Below are 18,670 nucleotides of genomic sequence, written 5' to 3' on the forward strand. Positions count from 1 at the left end.
GGCGGAACGCGAAACAAACTGAAAAGAACCGAAACGGTGACGAGACGACGCAAAGTCGGCCACTGGGCACGATACAGCCCATGTCCAACGCACTCCGAAAGGATCCACCGCCCACTTTCCTGGCCCCCGCGCCCACCGCTTGCGCCCCCACCGGCCTTGTCGCCGCACAGGAAACAAGCACCTGGATTGTTTCCAATACTGGAACAGTTAATTCGCGACCAGATGGTTTTTCCATGAACACCATCGGCGTACAGTTCAACCCATCGATGAGCCGATCCCGCAAGGCGACTCACCGAACCCAGGGTTGAGACAGTTTTTGTTTTGTTTTTCTCCTGGTTTTTTTGAGACGCTTTTTAAAGGACTTATCCATCATGAACAACACCGCACGTTTCCTCTCCATCGCCGCTGTCGCTGCTTTCGCCTCTTTCGGCGCCCACGCTGACGAAGCCGATGCTTCGCAATTCGCCACCAAGTTTGAAACCAACCGCACCCGCGCTGAAGTGGCTGCCGAAGCCGCCACTGTGGCCCAGACCCGCGGCATTGAGCCTGCTGGTTCCCGCGTCGTGACCTACAAGAGCACCGCTGACCGCGCTGCTGTGCGTGCCCAGGCTGCTGAAGCTGTGCGCACCGGCCAGATCCCCTCGGGTGAACAAGGCTGAGCTGGATCCGCTGGATTCATCGCCCCTCACTGACCTGATTGCTTGAACCCTATTTTTTTGAATTTCACCGGAGTTTCACCATGAACAACACCGCCCGTTTCCTGTCCATCGCCGCTGTCGCTGCTTTCGCTTCTTTTGGCGCCCAGGCTGACGAAGCCGATGCTTCGCAGTACGCCACCAAGTTCGAAACCAACCGCACCCGCGCTGAAGTGCAAGTCGAAGCCTCGGCTGTGCCCCAGACCAGCGGTGCCATCCCCGTCGGTTCCCGCGCTCTGGTTTACACCTCCACGGCCGACCGCAATGCGGTGAACGCCCAGGCTGCTGAAGCCCTGCGCACCGGCAAGATCTCTTCGGGCGAAATCGGCTCGCTGTAAAGAGCCCGGCCCGCGCTGCCAGGCAGTGCGGGCACAGAAGAGTTGCCAATGCAAAAAAGGCTGGGGACCCGCAAGGGTTCCCAGCCTTTTGTCTTGTATCGGAGGAAACAAGGGCGCTGCTGCAGCGCCCCTCCTTGCCCCGGATTACTTGCCAGCGCGTGCCTGCGCCACAGCGCCCTGCACATCCTTCCACAGGCTTTCGCCCACGTTGGCGGCGATGCTGGCGTTCACGGCAGCCAGCTTTTCGCGCATGCGGTTGGCTTCGGCGGCGGGCAGTTCATTGACCTGCATGCCCTTGCCCTTGAGGTCGGCCAGCGCCTTGTCGGCCTCGGCGCGGGTGTCCTGGCGCTCGAAGTCACGGCTCTTCTTGGCGGCATCGAGCAGCACCTTCTGCTCGGCCTTCGACAGGCCGTCCCAGTACTTCTTGCTCACCAGCACGATCCAGGGGCTGTAGACGTGGTTGGTCACGGTGAGGTACTTCTGCACCTCGTAGAACTTGCTCGACAGGATGGTGTTGTAGGGGTTCTCCTGGCCGTCCACCGTCTTGGTTTCCAGCGCGGTGAAGAGTTCGGAGAACGGCAGCGGCACAGCGTTGGCACCCAGGGTCTTGAAGCTGTCGAGGAACACGTTGTTCTGCATCACGCGCAGCTTGATGCCGTCCATGTCTTCGAGCTTGTTGACGGGGCGCTTGCTGTTGGTGAGGTTGCGGAAACCGTTCTCCCAGTACACCAGGCCGACCAGGCCCTTTTCCTGCAGCTTGTCCATCACCTTCTGGCCCACGGGGCCGTCCAGCACCACGTCGGCTTCCTTGGCGTTGTTGAACAGGAACGGCGTGTCCCAGATGGCCATTTCCTTGGTGATGCCCACCAGCGTGGCCGTGGAGCCCACCATCATCTCTTGCGCGCCGCCGATCAGGGCCTGCTGCATCTGCACGTCCGAGCCCAGCGCGGCGGCGCCAATGGCACGCACCTTCATCTTGCCGCCCGAGGCTTTTTCGACCTCTTCGGCAAACAGCTTGGTGGCACGGCCCTGGTTGGACACCTCGTTCAGGCCATAGCCAAAACGGATGATGCGCGGCTTGAAGTCTTGCGCTGCGGCCTGGAACGAGCAAGTGATGGCAGCGACCGACAGGGCGGCCAGCAGGGTACGACGGAAAGTTTTCATGGTTGTCTCCATTGTGGTGAGGGAGTGAGGAACAGAGGAAAAGGGATCAAAGGGGATAGATGACCGATACCGGCGCGGCCTAGGTCAGTGCCCCCGCGCAAGGGACGCCCCGCCGCGCTGGGGGCGTCCCCCTCCCGCATTGCGCAGCAATGCGAGAGAGGGGTGAAGGCGCGAAGCGACACAGGGGGTGCTTCATCTCAACCAGACGACAGGCGCAGTCACGATCTGCGGGAACACGACCAGCAGCGCCAGGATCAGCACGTAGGTGATGAGAAAAGGATTCACGCCCTTGATGACGCTGTGCATCGAGATGCGCCCCACCCCGGCCACCACGTTGAGCACCGTGCCCACCGGCGGGGTGATGAGGCCGATGGCGCCGTTGAGCACGAACATCAGGCCGAAGTACACCGGGTCGATCCCCGCCTTGACGGCGATGGGCAGCATCACGGGCGCAAAGATCAGGATGGTGGGCGTGAGGTCCAGCGCCGTGCCGATGAGCACCAGCACGATCATCATCACGGCCATCAGGAGGCGCGGGTTTTCCACCAGCGGGCCCAGCCAGCTGGTCAGTACATTGGGCAGGTCGGCCAGCGTGATCATGTAGCTGGCCACCTGGGCGCCAGCGCACAAGAACATCACGATGGAGGTCGTCCTGGCTGCACGCACCAGCACGCCATAGATGTCGGCCAGCTTCATTTCGCGGTGGATGAACAGCGCCACCACCAGTGCGTAGAACGCGGCCACCACGGCGGCCTCGGTGGGGGTGAACACACCGGTCTTCATGCCGCCGATGATGATGAGCGGCATCAGCATGGCCCAGAAGGCGCGCACCGTGGAGCGCAGGCGGTCCTTGATGGGCAGGGGCTGGCCCTGGGGCAGGTCCATGCCGCGCAGCACCCAGCGCCAGGCAAAGATGAGGCCCACCCCCATCATCAGCCCCGGCACGATGCCCGACACAAACAGCGCCGAGATCGAGGTGTTGGTGGTCACGCCGTAGATCACGAAGGGCATGGACGGCGGGATGATGGGCGCAATGATGCCGCCCGAGGCAATCAACCCGGCGGATGTGTTCATGGGGTAGCCCTGCTGCCGCATCATGGGCAAGAGGATGGTGGCCAAGGCTGCAGTGTCGGCCAGGGCCGAGCCGCTCATGCTCGCCATGAGCACCGCAGCGCCAATGGCCACGTAACCCAGCCCGCCCCGGATGTGCCCCACCCAGGCCTGCGCCATGTCGATGATGCGGCGGCTGATGCCACCCGAGTTCATCAGCTCACCGGCCAGGATGAAGAAAGGCACGGCCAGCAGCGGAAAGCTGTCCACCCCCGCCACCAGGTTCTGGGCGAGCAACTGCGCATCCCAGAAGTCGAGCACCCAGGCCATGCCTGCGCCCGTAAGCACCAGGGCGAGGCCCATGTTCATGCCGGTGCCCATCAGCACCAGCATGCCCAGCGAAAAGACCACAAAGGCCAAGGCTTCAGGCGTCAGTCCGAACATCACTCCACCTCCGCGCCGTGGCCCAGGTCCAAGGGCTTGCGTTGAATCAGTTCAATGGTTGCCATCACCCCGATGGCAACCGCACACAAAAAGGCCGGCAGTGGCAGCAAGGCCGCCGGGTAGGCCATGACCACCGAGCGGCTGCCCATGCCCACCACCACCTGCTGCCAGGCACCCCAGGCCAGCATGGCGCAGGCCGCCATCACCAGCAGGCGAATGGCAGCGGTGAGCACGCCAAACGCCACTGGGCGCTTGGCCAGCAGGCCCGCCAGGCTGGTGAAGGCCATGTGCTCGCCTGCCGGGTAGGCGGCGGCAGCGCCGATGAACACCATCCAGACGAACAGCAGGCGAGACAGCTCTTCGCTGGCCGCCACGCCGCTGCCAAAGCCGTAGCGCAGCACCACGTTGATGAACACGGCCACGGCCATCACGCCCAGGCAGCTGGCCATGAGCACCTGGGAGACCCGGGCAAAGCGGCTTTGCGGCGCGGCATCTTGTGCGGGGGAACTCATGCGGTCTCCTTTGTGGCCAGCCAGGCCGAGGCCTGCTGCTGCAGGGTGGGCAGGTCCCGCAGGGCATCCAGGCGCAGCACGCCGGTTTCGCCCACGGGGGATTCCAGCGTGGCGAACTGGCTGTCCACCAGCGCGCTGGAGAAAAAATGTGTGCCCGCACGCGCTGCAACGCGCTGGCCTGCATGGGTGCGGTCGATCTCCAGAAAAACAAAGCGCAGGCCCGGGCAGGCGCTGCGCAGCCTGTCGCGGTACGCCTTCTTGAGCGCTGAGCAGGTCAGCACCACACCCTGCGGCTGCGCCTGCAGCAGTTGCCCCAGCGTGCTCAGCCAGCCCTCGCGATCGGCGTCGGTCAGCGCAATACCCTGGCGCATTTTTTCGCGGCTGGCGGGGCTGTGGTGGTCGTCCCCTTCGATGAGGGGAAGACCTTCGGCCTGGGCCAGGGCAGCGCCCAGGCTGGACTTGCCACAACCGGCCACCCCCATGACGACCAGATAAACCGATAACGGCGTAAAACTCATATTGGTAGCGCTATCCAATGAATCCAAAAAAATGCATCTCTGCAGATGCCTCCAAAATGCGAGCAATGACTCGGCCAACATGCCAAAAAACACGCCAACTGTCTTGCCCAGGCCTTTGGACAGCGCTATCCTAACCAGATCAACACCCATCCCAATGAGGGTTAACCCTTGAATAAATCCGAGACCCGGCGCCGATCCAGCGGGCGCATCACGCTGAGCGACGTGGCCAAGGCGGCGGGCGTCAGCCCCATCACGGCATCCCGCGCACTGCGCGGCGAGCGCGGCGTGGCCCAAGAGCTGGTGCAGCGGGTCAAGGACGCGGCCCAGCAGCTGGGTTATGTGCCCGACCCGGCCGCGCGCGCGCTGGCCTCGCAACGCAGCGTGCAGGTGCCGGTGCTGGTGCCACTGCTGTCCAACGCGCTGTTTGTGGACGTGCTCGAATCCGTGCACCGCACCCTGTTCCCCGAGGGCTACCAGGCCCTGATCGGCGTGACGCACTATGACCCGCAGGAAGAAGAACAACTGCTGCGCACCTACCTCGCCCACCGCCCGGCGGGCCTGCTGGTCACCGGCTTTGACCGCACCGAGGCCGCGCGCCAACTGATTGCGGCCAGCGGTGTGCCCTGCGTGCACCTGATGGAGATGACCCCGGCCCCCGGCGTGTTCTGCGTGGGGTTTTCGCAGCAGGACGCGGGCCACAGCATGACGGCCCACCTGCTGGAGCGCGGCTATAAAAACGTGGCCTTTGTGGCCGCCCAGCTCGACCCGCGCACCATGCAGCGCGCCGAGGGCTATCGCCGCTGCCTGCGTGAAGCAGGCCGGTACGACCCCAAGCTGGAACTGCTAAGCCCGCAGCCCTCATCGATGCGCCTGGGCGGTGAACTGCTGGAGGAGCTGCTGCGCACCCGCCCCGGCGTGGATGCCATCTTCTTCTGCAACGACGACCTGGCCCAGGGCGGCCTGCTGGCTGCGCAGCGCCTGGGCCTGTCGGTACCCGGCCAGGTGGCGATTGCGGGCTTCAACGACCTGGCGGGCAGCGACCAGATGCTGCCGCCCCTGACCACCGTGCGCACGCCACGCTCTGCCGTGGGCGAGGCCAGCGCACGCATGCTGCTGGCGCTGATGCGCGGCGAGGTACCGGAGCACAACTCGGTGAATCTGGGGTTTGAGCTGACCATTAGAAGCAGCACCTGAGATCGCGAATCTGCAGTGCCGCCCTCGGACTTGCTATCCGCGGGCTCCAGTCCCCGCGCGGCCACTTCACACCGCCGCCAGCGCCCTGCTGGATGACGAACCACCCTGACCCTTCATCTCCTTGCGAAGCGCCACCGCATCGCGCGCCTGCGACGGCGCCGAGGCGTCGATGCGGAACACCTGCACCGTCTCGGTCATGGTCTGCGCCTGGCCATTGAGCTGCATGGCCGAGGCGGCGTTTTCCTCCACCAGCGCTGCGTTCTGCTGCGTGATGGTGTCCAGTTGCGCCACGGCCGAGTTGACCTGCGAGATGCCGCTGAGCTGCTCATTCGATGCACTGTGGATCTCGCCGATCAGCGTGTTCACGCGGCGCACCAAGTCCAGCGACTCGGTCATGGTCTTTTGCGCGGCATCGGTCTTCTCGTGGCCTTCGCTTACCTTGTTGGCCGAGTCGTCGATGAGCTGGCGGATTTCCTTGGCGGCGGACTGCGTGCGGTGCGACAGGCTGCGCACCTCCGAGGCCACCACGGCAAACCCGCGCCCCTGCTCGCCCGCACGCGCTGCTTCCACGGCAGCGTTCAGAGCGAGGATGTTGGTCTGGAACGCGATGGAGTCGATGAGCTGCGTGATCTCGCTGATGCGGCCGGATGCGGCCTGGATCTGCTTCATGGTGTCAGCAACACCGTCTACGGCGCTGCTGCTGCGCTCGGTGACCTGGGTGGCCTGTGTGGCCAGCACCGTAGCCTGGCGGGCGGATTCGGCGGTCTGCTTGACGGTGCCGGTGATCTCTTCCATTGACGCTGCGGTCTGCTGCAGGTTACTGGCCTGCGCCTCGGTGCGGGACGACAGGTCCTGGTTGCCCTGCGCGATCTCGCGGGTGGAGACCTGCATGTGTTCGCTCTCCTGCCGCGCATCGCGCACGATGGACAGCAGGTTCACATTGAGCTGCGCCAGCGCCTTCTGCAGCTGCCCAACCGTATCGGTGCGCGAGGCTGAAAACTTTTGCGTGAGGTCGCCCGCCGCCATGCGGTTGGCCCAGCGCAGCATTTCCACCAGGGGCAGCACCGTGACCCGGTGCAGGTACACCGCCATGGCGATGGCGGCCACCACCACACCCACCCAGGCCACGCCCGAGCCCAGCGTCATCGCATACCCGCCCAGCGCGGCAGCCCCCCACGACAGCAGGACCAGCAGCAGGGTGCACAGCGCGATCTTGCCCAGGGGCCCCGGCTGCAACGCCATCATCAGGCGGCCCATGAAGGTGTCGGTGATCAGCTGCCCACCGCGCAGCACATGCACCAGCCTGCCTGCCTGTTTTTCGGCCTGCATGGTGCGGTAGAGCTGGTCGGCCCCCTGGATCTGTTCGCGCGTAGCCTCGGTGCGCACCGACATGTAGCCCGTGGGCTGGTCGCCCTGCATGAGCGGCGTGACGTTGGCCATGACCCAGTAGAACGAGCCGTCCTTGCGCCGGTTCTTGACCGGTGCCGACCAGGGGATGCCTTTGGCGATGGTCTCCCACATGTCGCGGAAGGCCTCCTCGGGCATGTCCGGGTGCCGGATCATGTTGTGGGGCTGGCCCAGGAGTTCTTCTTTTTCGTAGCCGCTGACCTCGATGAACATCGGGTTGCAGTACAGGATGCGGCCCTTGAGATCGGTGGTGGACACCAGAGTCTGGCCTTTGGGAAACGCATATTCGTGCGTGCTGACGGGCAGATTGACGCGCATGAAACCCCTCCTTGTGGAAAACCTTGTCACCCCAGAAAAACTGAACTGAAAAAAGCCTTGGAAAAGTCGGTTTCATCCTATGGCGAAAATTTTCTTTCGCAAACAACTAAATCGCCGCGCGCCGCACGCTCACCAAAAGAGTGCATTCCTCCAGCGCCGCGCCCCAAAGCGCAGCAGCCCGGCGGCCAAATACTCACCATTTGATAGCAATGAATTGAATATGGGCGCGCGGTAACGGCAATTTTTTATTCAAACACCCAAAACAACCCGGCTGGCACAGGCATTGCTTGCTGTTTGGTGCGGCCAACGCTGGCCGTGTATCAGCCCGGTGCAACGGCGGATTGGGCGAACTGGACGATGGCGTCTTCATGGAATGCAAATTGGCTGCAAGGCCTGCGCGATCCATGCAGGCGCCTTTTTGTTTTTGCCCCGGCTGGGGGAGTCCTTCAGCCCTTTTGCGCACGATCGCCATGCTTCAATTCCGCGAGTTCCTCAAGTCCGGCCACGCCCCCACGCTGTGGTCGTCCTTCCTCTACTTCGGTTTCTCGTGCGCTGTCTGGGTGATCAACGGTGCCATGGCGCCGTTCATCCGAGACAGCTTCCAGCTCACGCCCACACAGATGGGCATGATGCTGTCCATCCCCATCTTTGCCGGTGCGCTGATGCGCTTTCCGCTGGGCATCCTGGCGCAGTACATCGGGCGCAAGAACGCCACGCTGGTCGAGATGGCGGGCATCTTCGTGGCCATGGGCTACGGCTACCTGTTTGTGCACGACTACGGCGACCTGCTGGCCATGGGCATCCTGCTGGGCGTGGCCGGGGCCAGCTTTGGCGTGGCGCTGTCGCTGGGCTCGGGCTCCTTCCCGCCACGGTACAAGGGCCTGGCCATGGGCATCGTGGGCGCGGGCAACGTGGGCACGGCCGTGGCCGCCCTGCTGGCCCCCGCGCTGGCGCAGAAGTTCGGATGGCAGGCCGTGTACGGCTTTGCCGCCGTGAGCGTGGCCGTGCCCGCGATCGTGATGGCGGTCTTTGCCAAGGAGCCCACCGACCTGGCAGCCCACTCGACCTTCCGCGAACACATTGCCTGCCTGTTTGAAAAAGACGGCTGGGCGTTCAGCCTGATCTATGCCGTGACCTTTGGCGGCTTCATCGGCCTGACCACCTTTTTGCCCAGCTATTTTTATGACCAGTTCCACGTGAGCAAGGTGCAGGCAGGCCAGCTCACCATGCTGGCGGCCTTTCTGGGTGCAGCGCTGCGCATCTTTGGCGGCTGGCTGTCGGACCACTGGGGCGGCGTGAACACGCTCACCGCTGTGCTGGCCATCACGGCTGTGAGCATGGTGCTGTGTGGCCTGGCCGAGAACTCGCTGCCCGTCACCATGCTGCTCTTCCTGGTGTGTTTTGCAGCGCTGGGCGCGGGCAATGGCGCCCTTTTCCAGCTGGTGCCCTTGCGCTGGCCGCTGACCACGGCCGTGGCCGGCTCGATGATTGGCGAGATCGGCGCCCTGGGCGGCGGCCTGATCCCCAGCGGTATGGGCATCTCGCGCCAGTACACCGGCACCTACCTGTGGGGCTTTGTGGGCATTGCGGTGTGCGCGCTGGCCATGCTGGTGCTGCTGCGGGTGATGCAGATCCGCTGGACGCGGACATGGGCAGAGAAGGGTGGACGCGCGCGCAGCGCATGACCGGCGTAGCCGGTGAGCACGCAAGCGCTCGCCACACTTCCAGCAAAAGGGCGGTCGGGCACGCAGTGCCTGAGCTGGCGCAGCCAGCCAACGCGCAGCGTTGCCCGCACTTTCGCTAGAAGGGCGGCCGTACGCGCAGCGCATGACTTGCGTTAAGCAAGTAAGCGCGATAGCGCTTGCCGAACCTTCGCTAAAAGAGGGATGCGCGCGCGGCGCATGACCGGCGCCAGCGTTGCCCCCTGAAACTCCCTCTCCCCTCGCGGGAGAGGGTTGGGGAGAGGGGGTATCAGCGCCCCAAGGAAAGCACCCTCTCCCCCCGCCCTCTCCCGCGAGGGGAGAGGGAGCCCAAAGGCAGTGCCCTGTGAAAGAGACTGCTACCCACCGTGGCGCACACCCAAACAAGACGGCGTGTTGCTGAAGATTCAAGCAAAAAATGGCTCTTCCGCCTTCTGCATAAGCACTTACAGCTACATTTTCAGGAGCAAATCCAGCTCCCCAGTACTACCTCGGCAAGAACAGCACCCAGTAGATCAACAGCAGGTTCACCAGCACGCTCACCGCCAGCGCGATCTTCCACAAGGCCGTGGCGTCGCGCTGCATCAGCGGCTGCGGGCCGGGGGCTGACAAGGGGCGGGATGCGCCGCGCTCCAGCGCCAGCAGCAGCTCCTCGGCCGTTTCAAAGCGTTGTGTGCGCTGGCGCGCCACGGCCTTCAGGGCGATCTGGTCGAGCCAGATGGGCACGCCGGGGTTGTGGCGGCTGGGGGCCACCGGGTCGCGGTGGTAGCGGCCCAGCTGGTACTGCACCACCTCGCCATAAGGCAGGCGGCCGTGGCTCAGCAGCTGGTAGAGCGTGACGCCCAGCGCAAACAGGTCGCTGCGCGCGTCGGGCAGTTGCCCCTCGGTATCGCCGCTTTTTTCATAGCCGGGCCACTGTTCGGGGTTCATGTAGCTGGGCGTGCCCGCGTGCAGTTGGCGCGTGGCCTCGGGCTCGCGGCCCGACAGGGCCACGCCCAGGTCCAGCACGCGCAGCACACCGTCGTCGCCCAGGTGCAGGTTGTGGGGCTTGATGTCGCGGTGCACCACGCCCTGGCGGTGCAGCCAGCCCAGCACGCGCGCGGCCTGCACCACCACCGACACGGCCTGCGGTACGGGCAGGTGCTGGCGGCTGCGCAGGCGTTGGCCCAGGGTTTCGCCCGCGTGCCAGTCGTACAGCAGGTAGAAGGCGCTGGCACCCTCGCCTCCCCTTCCATCGCCGTCCTGCCCGTCGCCCGCAGGCCAAGTGTTGAGCCGCGCCAGATGGGCCGCAGCCTGGCCCGACTGCATGCGCCGCGCCACCCAGGCCTCGTGCGCGAGCGTGGCGCGCTCTTCGGCATCGTGGGCGCGCGTGGGCAGCAGGGTTTTGAGGGCATACAGGCGCTGCGTGGCGCCGTCGCGCACCTGGTACAGCCGGTGGATGCCGTTGTCGGCCACGATGGCCGTGACCGTGAGGCCGTCCACCATGTCGCCCACCTTGAGCAGGGGCAGCACGGGCAGGTCCTGCGCGCGGCGGGACTCGTCCTGCAGCGTGGCCTCCAGCGCGCCCTGCACCCGCACCACCAGGGCCGTAACGTTGTCGCTGCTGCCCCGGCGCAGCGCGGCCTGCACCAGCTCGTCGCTGAGCGCCTGGGCCGCCACGCCCTCCTGGCGCAGCAGTTGCCGCAGCTCGCGCTCGGGCAGGCTGCCATGCACGCCGTCGGACAGCAGCACGAACAGGTCGCCGCTGTGCAGCTCGCCCTGGCTGTAGTCCACCACCACATGGTCATCGAGCCCCATGGCACGGGTGAGCTGGTGCGCAAAGTCGCGTTGCGCCATCACATGGTCGGCCGTGAGCAGCTGCAGGCGCCCGCCGCGCAGCAGGTAGGCGCGGGTGTCGCCCACATGGGCCAGGGTGTACGACTGACCGCGCAGCACCAGCGCGGTGAGCGTGGTCAGGCCCACGGCAGGCTGGCGGCGCCGGTTCATGGAGACGAGCCAGCCGTTGTGCGCGTTCAGGATGCGGTCCAGCGCCACGGTGGTGTCCCAGGTCTCGGGGGTGGCGAAGTAGTCGCCCACCAGGGTGCTCACCGTGGTCTGGGCGGCCTCGCGGCCCTTGCCGCCCGTGCTCACGCCATCGGCAATGGCGGCAATGGCGCCGCGCTCGCGGTCACGCCCCTGCCCCACCACCAGGGCGGCGAAGTCCTCATTCACCTCATTGCGGCCCGCCAGTGAGGCCTGGCCCACATCCAGTTCAAAACTCATGCACCAGCTCCATGCAGGTTTTGTGCCCAAGGTGGTGCATGCCGGGGCCTGCCCGTCCACACACCTCCGCGCCCTCGGCAGCCCCCGCCCGGGCCCGCAGCCTGCGCCCACCCCAGATCAGTGCAAAGAGTCTGGCACGGCCATTGCTTAACAAGGGCAAGGGCCGGGCAGGCCCACGCAATTCAGCAGTGCAAAGGCGCACGGAGGAGTTGTACGGACGAAGGCGTCCCCACATGCGGTTTCGAGACCTCGGAGCAGCATCGTGTGGACGCCTTTTTTGTTTTGCGCATCGCCCCGGCGATGGAACCGATGGAGTCATGATGAAGAAGCTCAAACTGGTGATGGTGGGAAACGGCATGGCCGGTGTGCGCACGCTGGAAGAGCTGCTCAAGATCGCCCCCGATCTGTATGACATCACGGTGTTCGGTGCCGAGCCCCACCCCAACTACAACCGCATTCTGCTGTCCCCTGTGCTGGCGGGCGAGCAGACGATTGACGAGATCATCCTCAACGACTGGTCGTGGTACGCCGACAACCACATCACGCTGCACACCGGCTTCACGGTGACCGATGTGGACCGCGTGCGCCGCGTGGTCAGTGCCACCAGCAAGGATGGCACCGTGGTCACCGCCGAATACGACCGCCTGATCCTTGCCACGGGCTCCAACCCCTTCATCCTGCCCATCCCCGGCAAGGACCTCCAAGGCGTGCTGGCCTACCGCGACATTGCCGACACGCAGGCCATGATCGACGCCGCCGCCACCTACAAACACGCTGTTGTCATCGGCGGCGGCCTGCTCGGGCTGGAGGCCGCCAACGGCCTCATGAAGCGCGGCATGCAGGTCACCGTGGTGCATGTGGGCGACTGGCTCATGGAACGCCAGCTCGACGACGTGGCCGGCAAGATGCTGGAGAAGTCACTGCAGGAGCGCGGCATGCAGTTCCTGATGGGCGCGCAGACGCAGGAGCTGGTGGGCAACGCCGAGGGCCGCGTGGCGGGTGTGAAGTTCAAGGATGGCACCGAGGTGCCCGCCGACCTGGTGGTGATGGCCGTGGGCATCCGCCCCAACACCGCGCTGGCAGAGAAGATGCGCCTGCACGTGAACCGCGGCATTGTGGTGAGCGACACGCTGCAGACCACCACCGACGCTCGCATCTACGCCGTGGGCGAATGCGCCGCGCACCGGGGCATTGCCTATGGCCTGGTGGCCCCGCTGTTCGAGCAGGGCAAGGTGCTGGCCAACCATTTGGCAGAGTTCGGCATTGGCCGCTACCAGGGCTCGCTCACATCCACCAAGCTCAAGGTCACGGGCATTGACCTGTTCAGCGCGGGTGACTTCCAGGGCGGCGAAGGCACCGAAGAAATCGTGATGAGCGACCCCTTTGGCGGCGTGTACAAGAAGCTGGTGCTCAAGGACGACAAGCTGGTGGGCGCCTGCCTGTATGGCGACACCGTGGACGGCAGCTGGTACTTCAAGCTGCTGCGCGACGGCCGCAGCGTGAGCGACCTGCGCGACAAGCTCATGTTTGGCGAATCGCACCTGGGCGACACCGGCCACCAGGGCCAGAGCAAGGCCGCGGCGATGGAAGACAGCGACGAGGTCTGCGGCTGCAACGGCGTGACCAAGGGCGCGATCTGCAAGGCCATCAAGGACAAGGGCCTGTTCACCCTCGACGAAGTTCGCAAGCACACCAAGGCCAGCGCCAGCTGCGGCTCGTGCACCGGGCTGGTGGAGCAGATCATCATGTTCACGGCAGGCGGCGACTACAGCGCCACGCCCAAGACCAAGGCGATGTGCGGCTGCACCGACCACGGCCACCAGGCCGTGCGCGACGCGATCCGGCACAGCAAGCTGGTCAGCATTGCCGAGGTGTTCAAGTTCATGGAATGGAAAACGCCGAGCGGCTGCGCCACCTGCCGCCCGGCCGTCAATTACTACCTCATCAGCACCTGGCCCAAGGAGGCCAAGGACGACCCACAAAGCCGCTTCATCAACGAACGCAGCCACGCCAACATCCAGAAGGATGGCACCTACAGCGTGATCCCGCGCATGTGGGGTGGCGAGACCACGGCCGACGAGCTGCGCCGCATTGCCGACGTGGTGGACAAGTACAAGATCCCCACCGTCAAGGTCACGGGCGGCCAGCGCATCGACCTGCTGGGTGTGAAGAAGGAAGACCTGCAGAACGTCTGGAAGGACATCGGCATGCCCAGCGGCCATGCTTACGCCAAGGCGCTGCGCACGGTGAAGACCTGCGTGGGCAGCGAGTGGTGCCGCATGGGCACCCAAGACAGCACCCAGATGGGCAAGGACCTGGAGCGCGCCATGTGGCGCATGTACGCCCCGCACAAGGTGAAGTTTGCGGTGAGCGGCTGCCCGCGCAACTGCGCCGAGGCGGGCATCAAGGACGTGGGCATCATCGGCGTGGACTCGGGCTGGGAGATGTACGTGGCGGGCAACGGCGGCATCAAGACCGAGGTGGCGCATTTCTTCACCAAGCTGAAAACCGCCGAGGAAGTGCTGGAGTACACCGGCGCGTTCTGCGAGCTGTACCGCCAGGAGGGCTGGTACCTGGAGCGCACCGTGCACTACGTGGACCGCGTGGGCCTCGACTACGTGAAGAAGCGCATCCTCGACGACCACGCAGGCCGCAAGGCGCTGTGGGAGCAGCTGCAGTTTGCACTCGATGGCGAACCCGACCCCTGGTTCGAATTTGACAAGGCGGCCGTGGACACGCGCCAGTTCGTGCCCCTGGGCGCCTGATCGGAAAGAAGGAACCCACCATGCAACGCCGTACCCTTCTGACCTCTGCAGGCTACACCACGGCCTGGGGCGCTCTGGGCCTTCTGGTGCCTGTGGGCAAGGCCCAGGCCGAGGTGGCCGACCTGAATGACGCCATCAACAAGGCCGGGCGCCAGCGCATGCTGAGCCAGCGCATGGGCAAGGCCTGGCTGGCCCTGGCCCACAAGTCCGACACCCCGGCGGCGCGTGCCGTGCTGGAGCAGTCCCTGGCGCTGTTCGAGCGCCAACTGGGCGAGTTGAAGGCCTTTGCGCCCTCACCCGCCATCCGCGACACCTACGTGAAGCTCGAAGGCGCCTGGGCCGACCACAAGGCCACGCTGATGGGCACCACGCCCTCGCGCGATGGCGTGGCCGCGCTGCTGCAGGCCGACGCCAAGGTGCTGGCCCTGGCCCACCAGGGCACCTCGCAGTACGAGGCCGCGCTGGGCAAGCCCGTGGGCCACCTGGTGAACGTGGCCGGGCGCCAGCGCATGCTGAGCCAGCGCATGGCCAAGTTCTGCCTGTCGGCCATGCTGGGGGTGGACACGGCCGCCGCCACCACCGAGATCGCCAAGGCGCGCGACGAATTCCTCAAGGCCACCGAGCTGCTGCGCAACGCGCCCCAGGCCAATGCCCGCATCCGCCAGGAGCTGCTGCTGGCGGACGGCCAGTGGGTGTTCTTCGACGCCGCGCTGCAGCGCCTGGGCAACGCCAGCAACACCTTCCGCCAGGTGTCCGAAGTGTTTGTGAGCAGCGAAAACCTGCTCGCCAGCATGGACCGCGTGACCGGCATGTACGCCGCACTCGGCACCTGAGCATTGGCTACCGAGTCCGCCCCACACCACCACAACAAAATCCCCAAGGACCACCCCATGACCACGAACCACCCCACCCCCGACTGGAAGCTGATCTGCAGCGTGGACGACATCCCCGTGCTGGGCGCGCGCCGCGTGGCCCGGCCCGCAGGGCTGGACGTGGCGGTGTTCCGAAACGACGCGAACGGCGTGTTTGCGCTGCTGGACCGCTGCCCCCACAAGGGCGGCCCGCTGTCGCAAGGCATTGTGTTTGGCACGCAGGTGGCCTGCCCCCTGCACAACTGGACCATCGGCCTGTGCGACGGCCAGGCGTCGGCCCCCGACGAGGGCTGCACGCCGAAGTTCGCGGTGAAGGTGGAGGACGGTGCGGTGTACCTGGACAGCCATGAACTGGCCACGCTCGCCACCGACCTGGCCCGCCCCATTGCAGGGCCTGCGCGGCGCACAGCCACGGCATGAACCGGCATGGCCACACCCCAGGCGCAAAGCACCCTTGATGCTATAGAAAATATAGCCAAATGCGCTTGATGGACGCGCGCAAGACCCCAAAAAAAGATCACAACTCCAGGCCCCTAGCCATGCAAGAAACCCAATCCACCTGCCCCTACTGCGGCGTAGGCTGCGGCGTGATCATCGAAAGCAACGGTCCCCAGATCACCGGCGTGCGGGGCGACCCGAACCACCCCGCCAACTTCGGCCGCCTGTGCACCAAGGGCTCGACCCTGCACCTCACGGCCAGCAGCCCCATCACGCTGCAGACGCGGCTGCTGCAACCCCAGCGCCGCGCGCACCGCGCGGATGCGCCCCAGTCGCTGTCGTGGGACGCCGCCCTGGGTCTGGCCACCGAGAAGTTCGCCCACATCATCCAGCAGCATGGCCCCGACGCCGTGGGCTTTTACGTCAGCGGCCAGTTGCTCACCGAGGACTACTACGTCTTCAACAAACTCGCCAAGGGCCTGATCGGCACCAACAACATCGACACCAATTCGCGCCTGTGCATGAGCAGCGCGGTGGCGGGCTACAAGCAGACTCTGGGCGCCGACGCGCCGCCGGCCTGCTATGACGATGTGAAACACGCGCAGTGCCTGTTCATCGTGGGCAGCAATGCGGCCTGGGCGCACCCCATCCTGTTCCGTCGCATCGAAGACGCACGCGCCGCCAACCCGGGCATGAAGGTCATCGTGGCCGACCCGCGCCGCACCGACACCGCTGGCATGGCCGATCTGTTCCTGCCCATCCAGCCCGGCAGCGACGTGATGCTGTTCAACGGCATGCTGCACCTGATGCTGTGGGAGGGCTGGACGGACGCCGAATACATCGCCGCGCACACCACCGGCTTTGACGAACTCAAGGCCCTGGTGCGCGACTACACGCCCGAGCGCGTGGCGCAGACCTGCGGCATCAGTGTGGCCGACCTGACCACGGCAGCCAAGTGGTTTGCCACGTCGAAAGCGACCCTGAGCCTGTACTGCCAAGGCCTGAACCAGAGCAGCAGCGGCACCGCCAAGAACGCCGCGCTCATCAACCTGCACCTGGCCACGACGCAGATCGGCAAACCCGGCGCGGGCCCCTTCAGCCTGACGGGCCAGCCCAACGCCATGGGCGGACGCGAGGTGGGCGGCTTGGCCAACCTGCTCAGCGCCCACCGCGACCTGGCCAACCCCCAGCACCGTGCCGAGGTCGCCGCACTGTGGGGCGTGGCCGATGTGCCCAGCAAGCCAGGCAAGACGGCCGTGGAGATGTTCCAGGCCGCCGCCGATGGCGAGATCAAGGCCCTGTGGATCGCCTGCACCAACCCCGCGCAGAGCATGCCCGACCAGGCCACCGTGCGTCGCGCGCTGCAACGCGCCGAGTTTGTGGTGGTGCAAGAGGCCTTTGCCACCGCCGCCACCTGCGCGTATGCCGACCTGCTGCTGCCCGCCACCACCTGGGGCGAGAAAACCGGCACCGTGACCAACAGCGAGCGTCGCATCTCCCGCGTGCGCCCCGCCGTGCCAGCCCCCGGCGAGGCCCGCCACGACTGGGCCATTGCGGTGCAGTTTGCGCACCAACTGGAGGCACGCCTGCGCCCCGGCCAGCCCACGCTGTTCCCCTACACCACGGAGGCCGCCGATGCGGGCGCCGAAACCGTGTGGAAGGAACACCGCGAAAGCACCCGTGGGCGCGACCTGGACATCACCGGCCTGTCGTGGGAGATGCTCGAATCCCAAGGCCCCCAACAGTGGCCGCTGCCTGAAGGCACCACCACCGGCAAGGCCCGCCTGTACGAAGACGGCATCTTCCCTACCGCTGATGGCCGCGCGCGTTTTGCGGCCCACGCCTGGCAGCCGGTGGCCGAGCAGCGCGAATCGCGCTACCCCTTCAGCCTGACCACCGGCCGCCTGCGCGACCAGTGGCATGGCATGACACGCACCGGCACCCTGGGCCGCCTGTTCGGCCATGTGGCCGAACCCAGCGTGCAACTGCACCCACAGGACATGGAGCGGCGCGGCCTGAAGAGCGGCGACCTGGTCTATGTGACGAGCAAGCGCGGCACCATCGTCGTGCCCGCGCAGGCTGACGCCACGGTGGGCCTGTCGCAGGCCTTCATGGCCATGCACTGGGGCAGCGAATTTTTGAGCGGCTGCTCGTCCACCGGCGAAAGGCTGGCGGGCGTAAATGCACTCACCACCTCGGCGTATTGCCCCACGTCCAAGCAGCCCGAGCTCAAGCACGCGGCCGTCAAGGTCCTCAAGGCCGAGCTGCCGTGGACGCTGCTGGCCATGGCCTGGCTGCCCGCCGACAGCGCCCAGGCCACGCGCGAGGCGCTGTCTGCACTGATGGCGCAGTTCCCGTTTGCCAGTTGTGTGCCCTTCAGCAACAACACGCCGTTGGGCGAGCCGGGCCGCGAGCGGGTGGGCGTGCTGCTGCGCGCCGCCGCGCATGAGGCCCCGCCCGACGTCACCGTGGAGCGCATCGAATCCCTGATGGGCCTGGCAGGCACCGACACGCTGCGTTATGCCGACAAAAAACGCGGCCAGCGCCGCGCCGCCCGGCTGGCGCGGCATGGGGACAGCACCACGCTCGAAGGCATCGTGCTGGCCGGCGACACCAGCGCCGAAGGCTGGCTCAAGACTCTGCTGCAAGAAGAATTGCCTGCCCAGACCTACGGTCGCCTGCTGCTGGTGCCCGGCGCCAAGGCGCCCGTGGCCGTGCAGTCGCGTGGCAAGTCGGTGTGCACCTGCTTCAACGTGACGGACGCAGCCATCACCGTTGAGCTGGCGCACTGCCACGGCACCGACGACGACCGGTTGGCACAACTGCAAGGCAAGCTGCGCTGCGGCACGAACTGCGGCTCGTGCATCCCCGAACTCAAGCGCATGGTGCGGGCCACGGGGCCGCTGGCGTCCAAGCCCATGGCGCAGGCCACCATATAACCAAAAGTTCTCTTGCTTGCAGGAAAATAGCCCTCAGACCAACAAACCCCACCA

General features: G+C 65.8%; 15 protein-coding genes. 8 read left to right on the forward strand and 7 right to left on the reverse strand.

Annotated features, from left to right (window positions below):
• Nucleotides 1-371 precede the first annotated feature (371 nt).
• Together AvAM_RS25080 and AvAM_RS25085 are read left to right on the forward strand one after the other, a co-directional pair.
• Nucleotides 372-659, forward strand: a complete 288-nt coding sequence (locus tag AvAM_RS25080; protein WP_137749623.1) for a DUF4148 domain-containing protein — start codon at nucleotides 372-374, stop codon at nucleotides 657-659.
• A gap of 80 nt (nucleotides 660-739) precedes the next feature.
• On the forward strand, nucleotides 740-1,033 hold the full coding sequence (locus tag AvAM_RS25085; RefSeq protein ID WP_137749624.1) for a DUF4148 domain-containing protein: 294 nt from the start codon (nucleotides 740-742) through the stop codon (nucleotides 1,031-1,033).
• A gap of 144 nt (nucleotides 1,034-1,177) precedes the next feature.
• Here AvAM_RS25085 and AvAM_RS25090 read toward each other — a convergent pair whose 3' ends face one another.
• The 4 genes from AvAM_RS25090 to AvAM_RS25105 form a co-directional block, all read right to left on the reverse strand.
• A complete protein-coding gene (locus tag AvAM_RS25090) occupies nucleotides 1,178-2,197 on the reverse strand; it encodes a TRAP transporter substrate-binding protein (RefSeq protein WP_137749625.1) in 1,020 nt (339 codons plus the stop codon).
• Nucleotides 2,198-2,389: 192 nt separating this feature from the next.
• Nucleotides 2,390-3,691, reverse strand: a complete 1,302-nt coding sequence (locus AvAM_RS25095) for a TRAP transporter large permease (RefSeq protein WP_137749626.1) — start codon at nucleotides 3,689-3,691, stop codon at nucleotides 2,390-2,392.
• Nucleotides 3,691-4,203 carry a TRAP transporter small permease gene (locus AvAM_RS25100; RefSeq protein ID WP_137749627.1) on the reverse strand — a complete coding sequence of 171 codons (513 nt, stop codon included), beginning with the start codon at nucleotides 4,201-4,203 and terminating at the stop codon, nucleotides 3,691-3,693. The genes AvAM_RS25095 and AvAM_RS25100 overlap by 1 nt, the downstream gene beginning before the upstream one ends.
• Nucleotides 4,200-4,685 carry a gluconokinase gene (locus AvAM_RS25105; RefSeq protein ID WP_137749671.1) on the reverse strand — a complete coding sequence of 162 codons (486 nt, stop codon included), beginning with the start codon at nucleotides 4,683-4,685 and terminating at the stop codon, nucleotides 4,200-4,202. Before AvAM_RS25105 ends, AvAM_RS25100 begins: the two co-directional genes overlap by 4 nt.
• A gap of 204 nt (nucleotides 4,686-4,889) precedes the next feature.
• Here AvAM_RS25105 and AvAM_RS25110 point away from each other — a divergent pair, with 204 nt between their 5' ends.
• Nucleotides 4,890-5,915 carry a LacI family DNA-binding transcriptional regulator gene (locus AvAM_RS25110; protein ID WP_137749628.1) on the forward strand — a complete coding sequence of 342 codons (1,026 nt, stop codon included), beginning with the start codon at nucleotides 4,890-4,892 and terminating at the stop codon, nucleotides 5,913-5,915.
• A 66-nt stretch (nucleotides 5,916-5,981) separates the two neighbouring features.
• Here the strand turns inward: AvAM_RS25110 and AvAM_RS25115 are convergent, their stop codons facing one another.
• Nucleotides 5,982-7,640, reverse strand: a complete 1,659-nt coding sequence (locus AvAM_RS25115; protein ID WP_137749629.1) for a PAS domain-containing methyl-accepting chemotaxis protein — start codon at nucleotides 7,638-7,640, stop codon at nucleotides 5,982-5,984.
• A gap of 193 nt (nucleotides 7,641-7,833) precedes the next feature.
• Nucleotides 7,834-8,112, reverse strand: a complete 279-nt coding sequence (locus AvAM_RS25120; protein ID WP_137749630.1) for a hypothetical protein — start codon at nucleotides 8,110-8,112, stop codon at nucleotides 7,834-7,836.
• Here AvAM_RS25120 and AvAM_RS25125 point away from each other — a divergent pair.
• Nucleotides 8,111-9,325 (forward strand): nitrate/nitrite transporter, encoded by a 1,215-nt coding sequence (locus tag AvAM_RS25125; protein WP_137749631.1) that lies wholly within the window; start codon nucleotides 8,111-8,113, stop codon nucleotides 9,323-9,325. The genes AvAM_RS25120 and AvAM_RS25125 overlap by 2 nt on opposite strands.
• Before the next feature lie 501 nt (nucleotides 9,326-9,826).
• On the opposite strand, the gene AvAM_RS25130 is transcribed toward AvAM_RS25125, so the two are convergent.
• A complete protein-coding gene (locus AvAM_RS25130; RefSeq protein WP_137749632.1) occupies nucleotides 9,827-11,602 on the reverse strand; it encodes a bifunctional protein-serine/threonine kinase/phosphatase in 1,776 nt (591 codons plus the stop codon).
• 320 nt (nucleotides 11,603-11,922) lie between these two features.
• Here AvAM_RS25130 and nirB point away from each other — a divergent pair, with 320 nt between their 5' ends.
• The 4 genes from nirB (at nucleotide 11,923) to AvAM_RS25150 (ending at nucleotide 18,616) form a co-directional block, all read left to right on the forward strand.
• Entirely contained in the window at nucleotides 11,923-14,367 is a 2,445-nt protein-coding gene (gene nirB, locus AvAM_RS25135) for a nitrite reductase large subunit NirB (protein ID WP_137749633.1), read from the forward strand.
• Nucleotides 14,368-14,387: 20 nt separating this feature from the next.
• The gene (locus AvAM_RS25140; protein ID WP_137749634.1) at nucleotides 14,388-15,200 is read left to right on the forward strand and encodes a type IV pili methyl-accepting chemotaxis transducer N-terminal domain-containing protein; all 813 of its coding nucleotides are present in this window, start codon (nucleotides 14,388-14,390) and stop codon (nucleotides 15,198-15,200) included.
• 57 nt (nucleotides 15,201-15,257) lie between these two features.
• Nucleotides 15,258-15,659, forward strand: a complete 402-nt coding sequence (nirD, locus tag AvAM_RS25145) for a nitrite reductase small subunit NirD (RefSeq protein ID WP_137749635.1) — start codon at nucleotides 15,258-15,260, stop codon at nucleotides 15,657-15,659.
• 119 nt (nucleotides 15,660-15,778) lie between these two features.
• On the forward strand, nucleotides 15,779-18,616 hold the full coding sequence (locus AvAM_RS25150) for a nitrate reductase (protein WP_137749636.1): 2,838 nt from the start codon (nucleotides 15,779-15,781) through the stop codon (nucleotides 18,614-18,616).
• Nucleotides 18,617-18,670 lie beyond the last annotated feature (54 nt).

The organism is Acidovorax sp. NB1, from assembly GCF_005405905.1.
Lineage (GTDB): Bacteria > Pseudomonadota > Gammaproteobacteria > Burkholderiales > Burkholderiaceae_C > Acidovorax.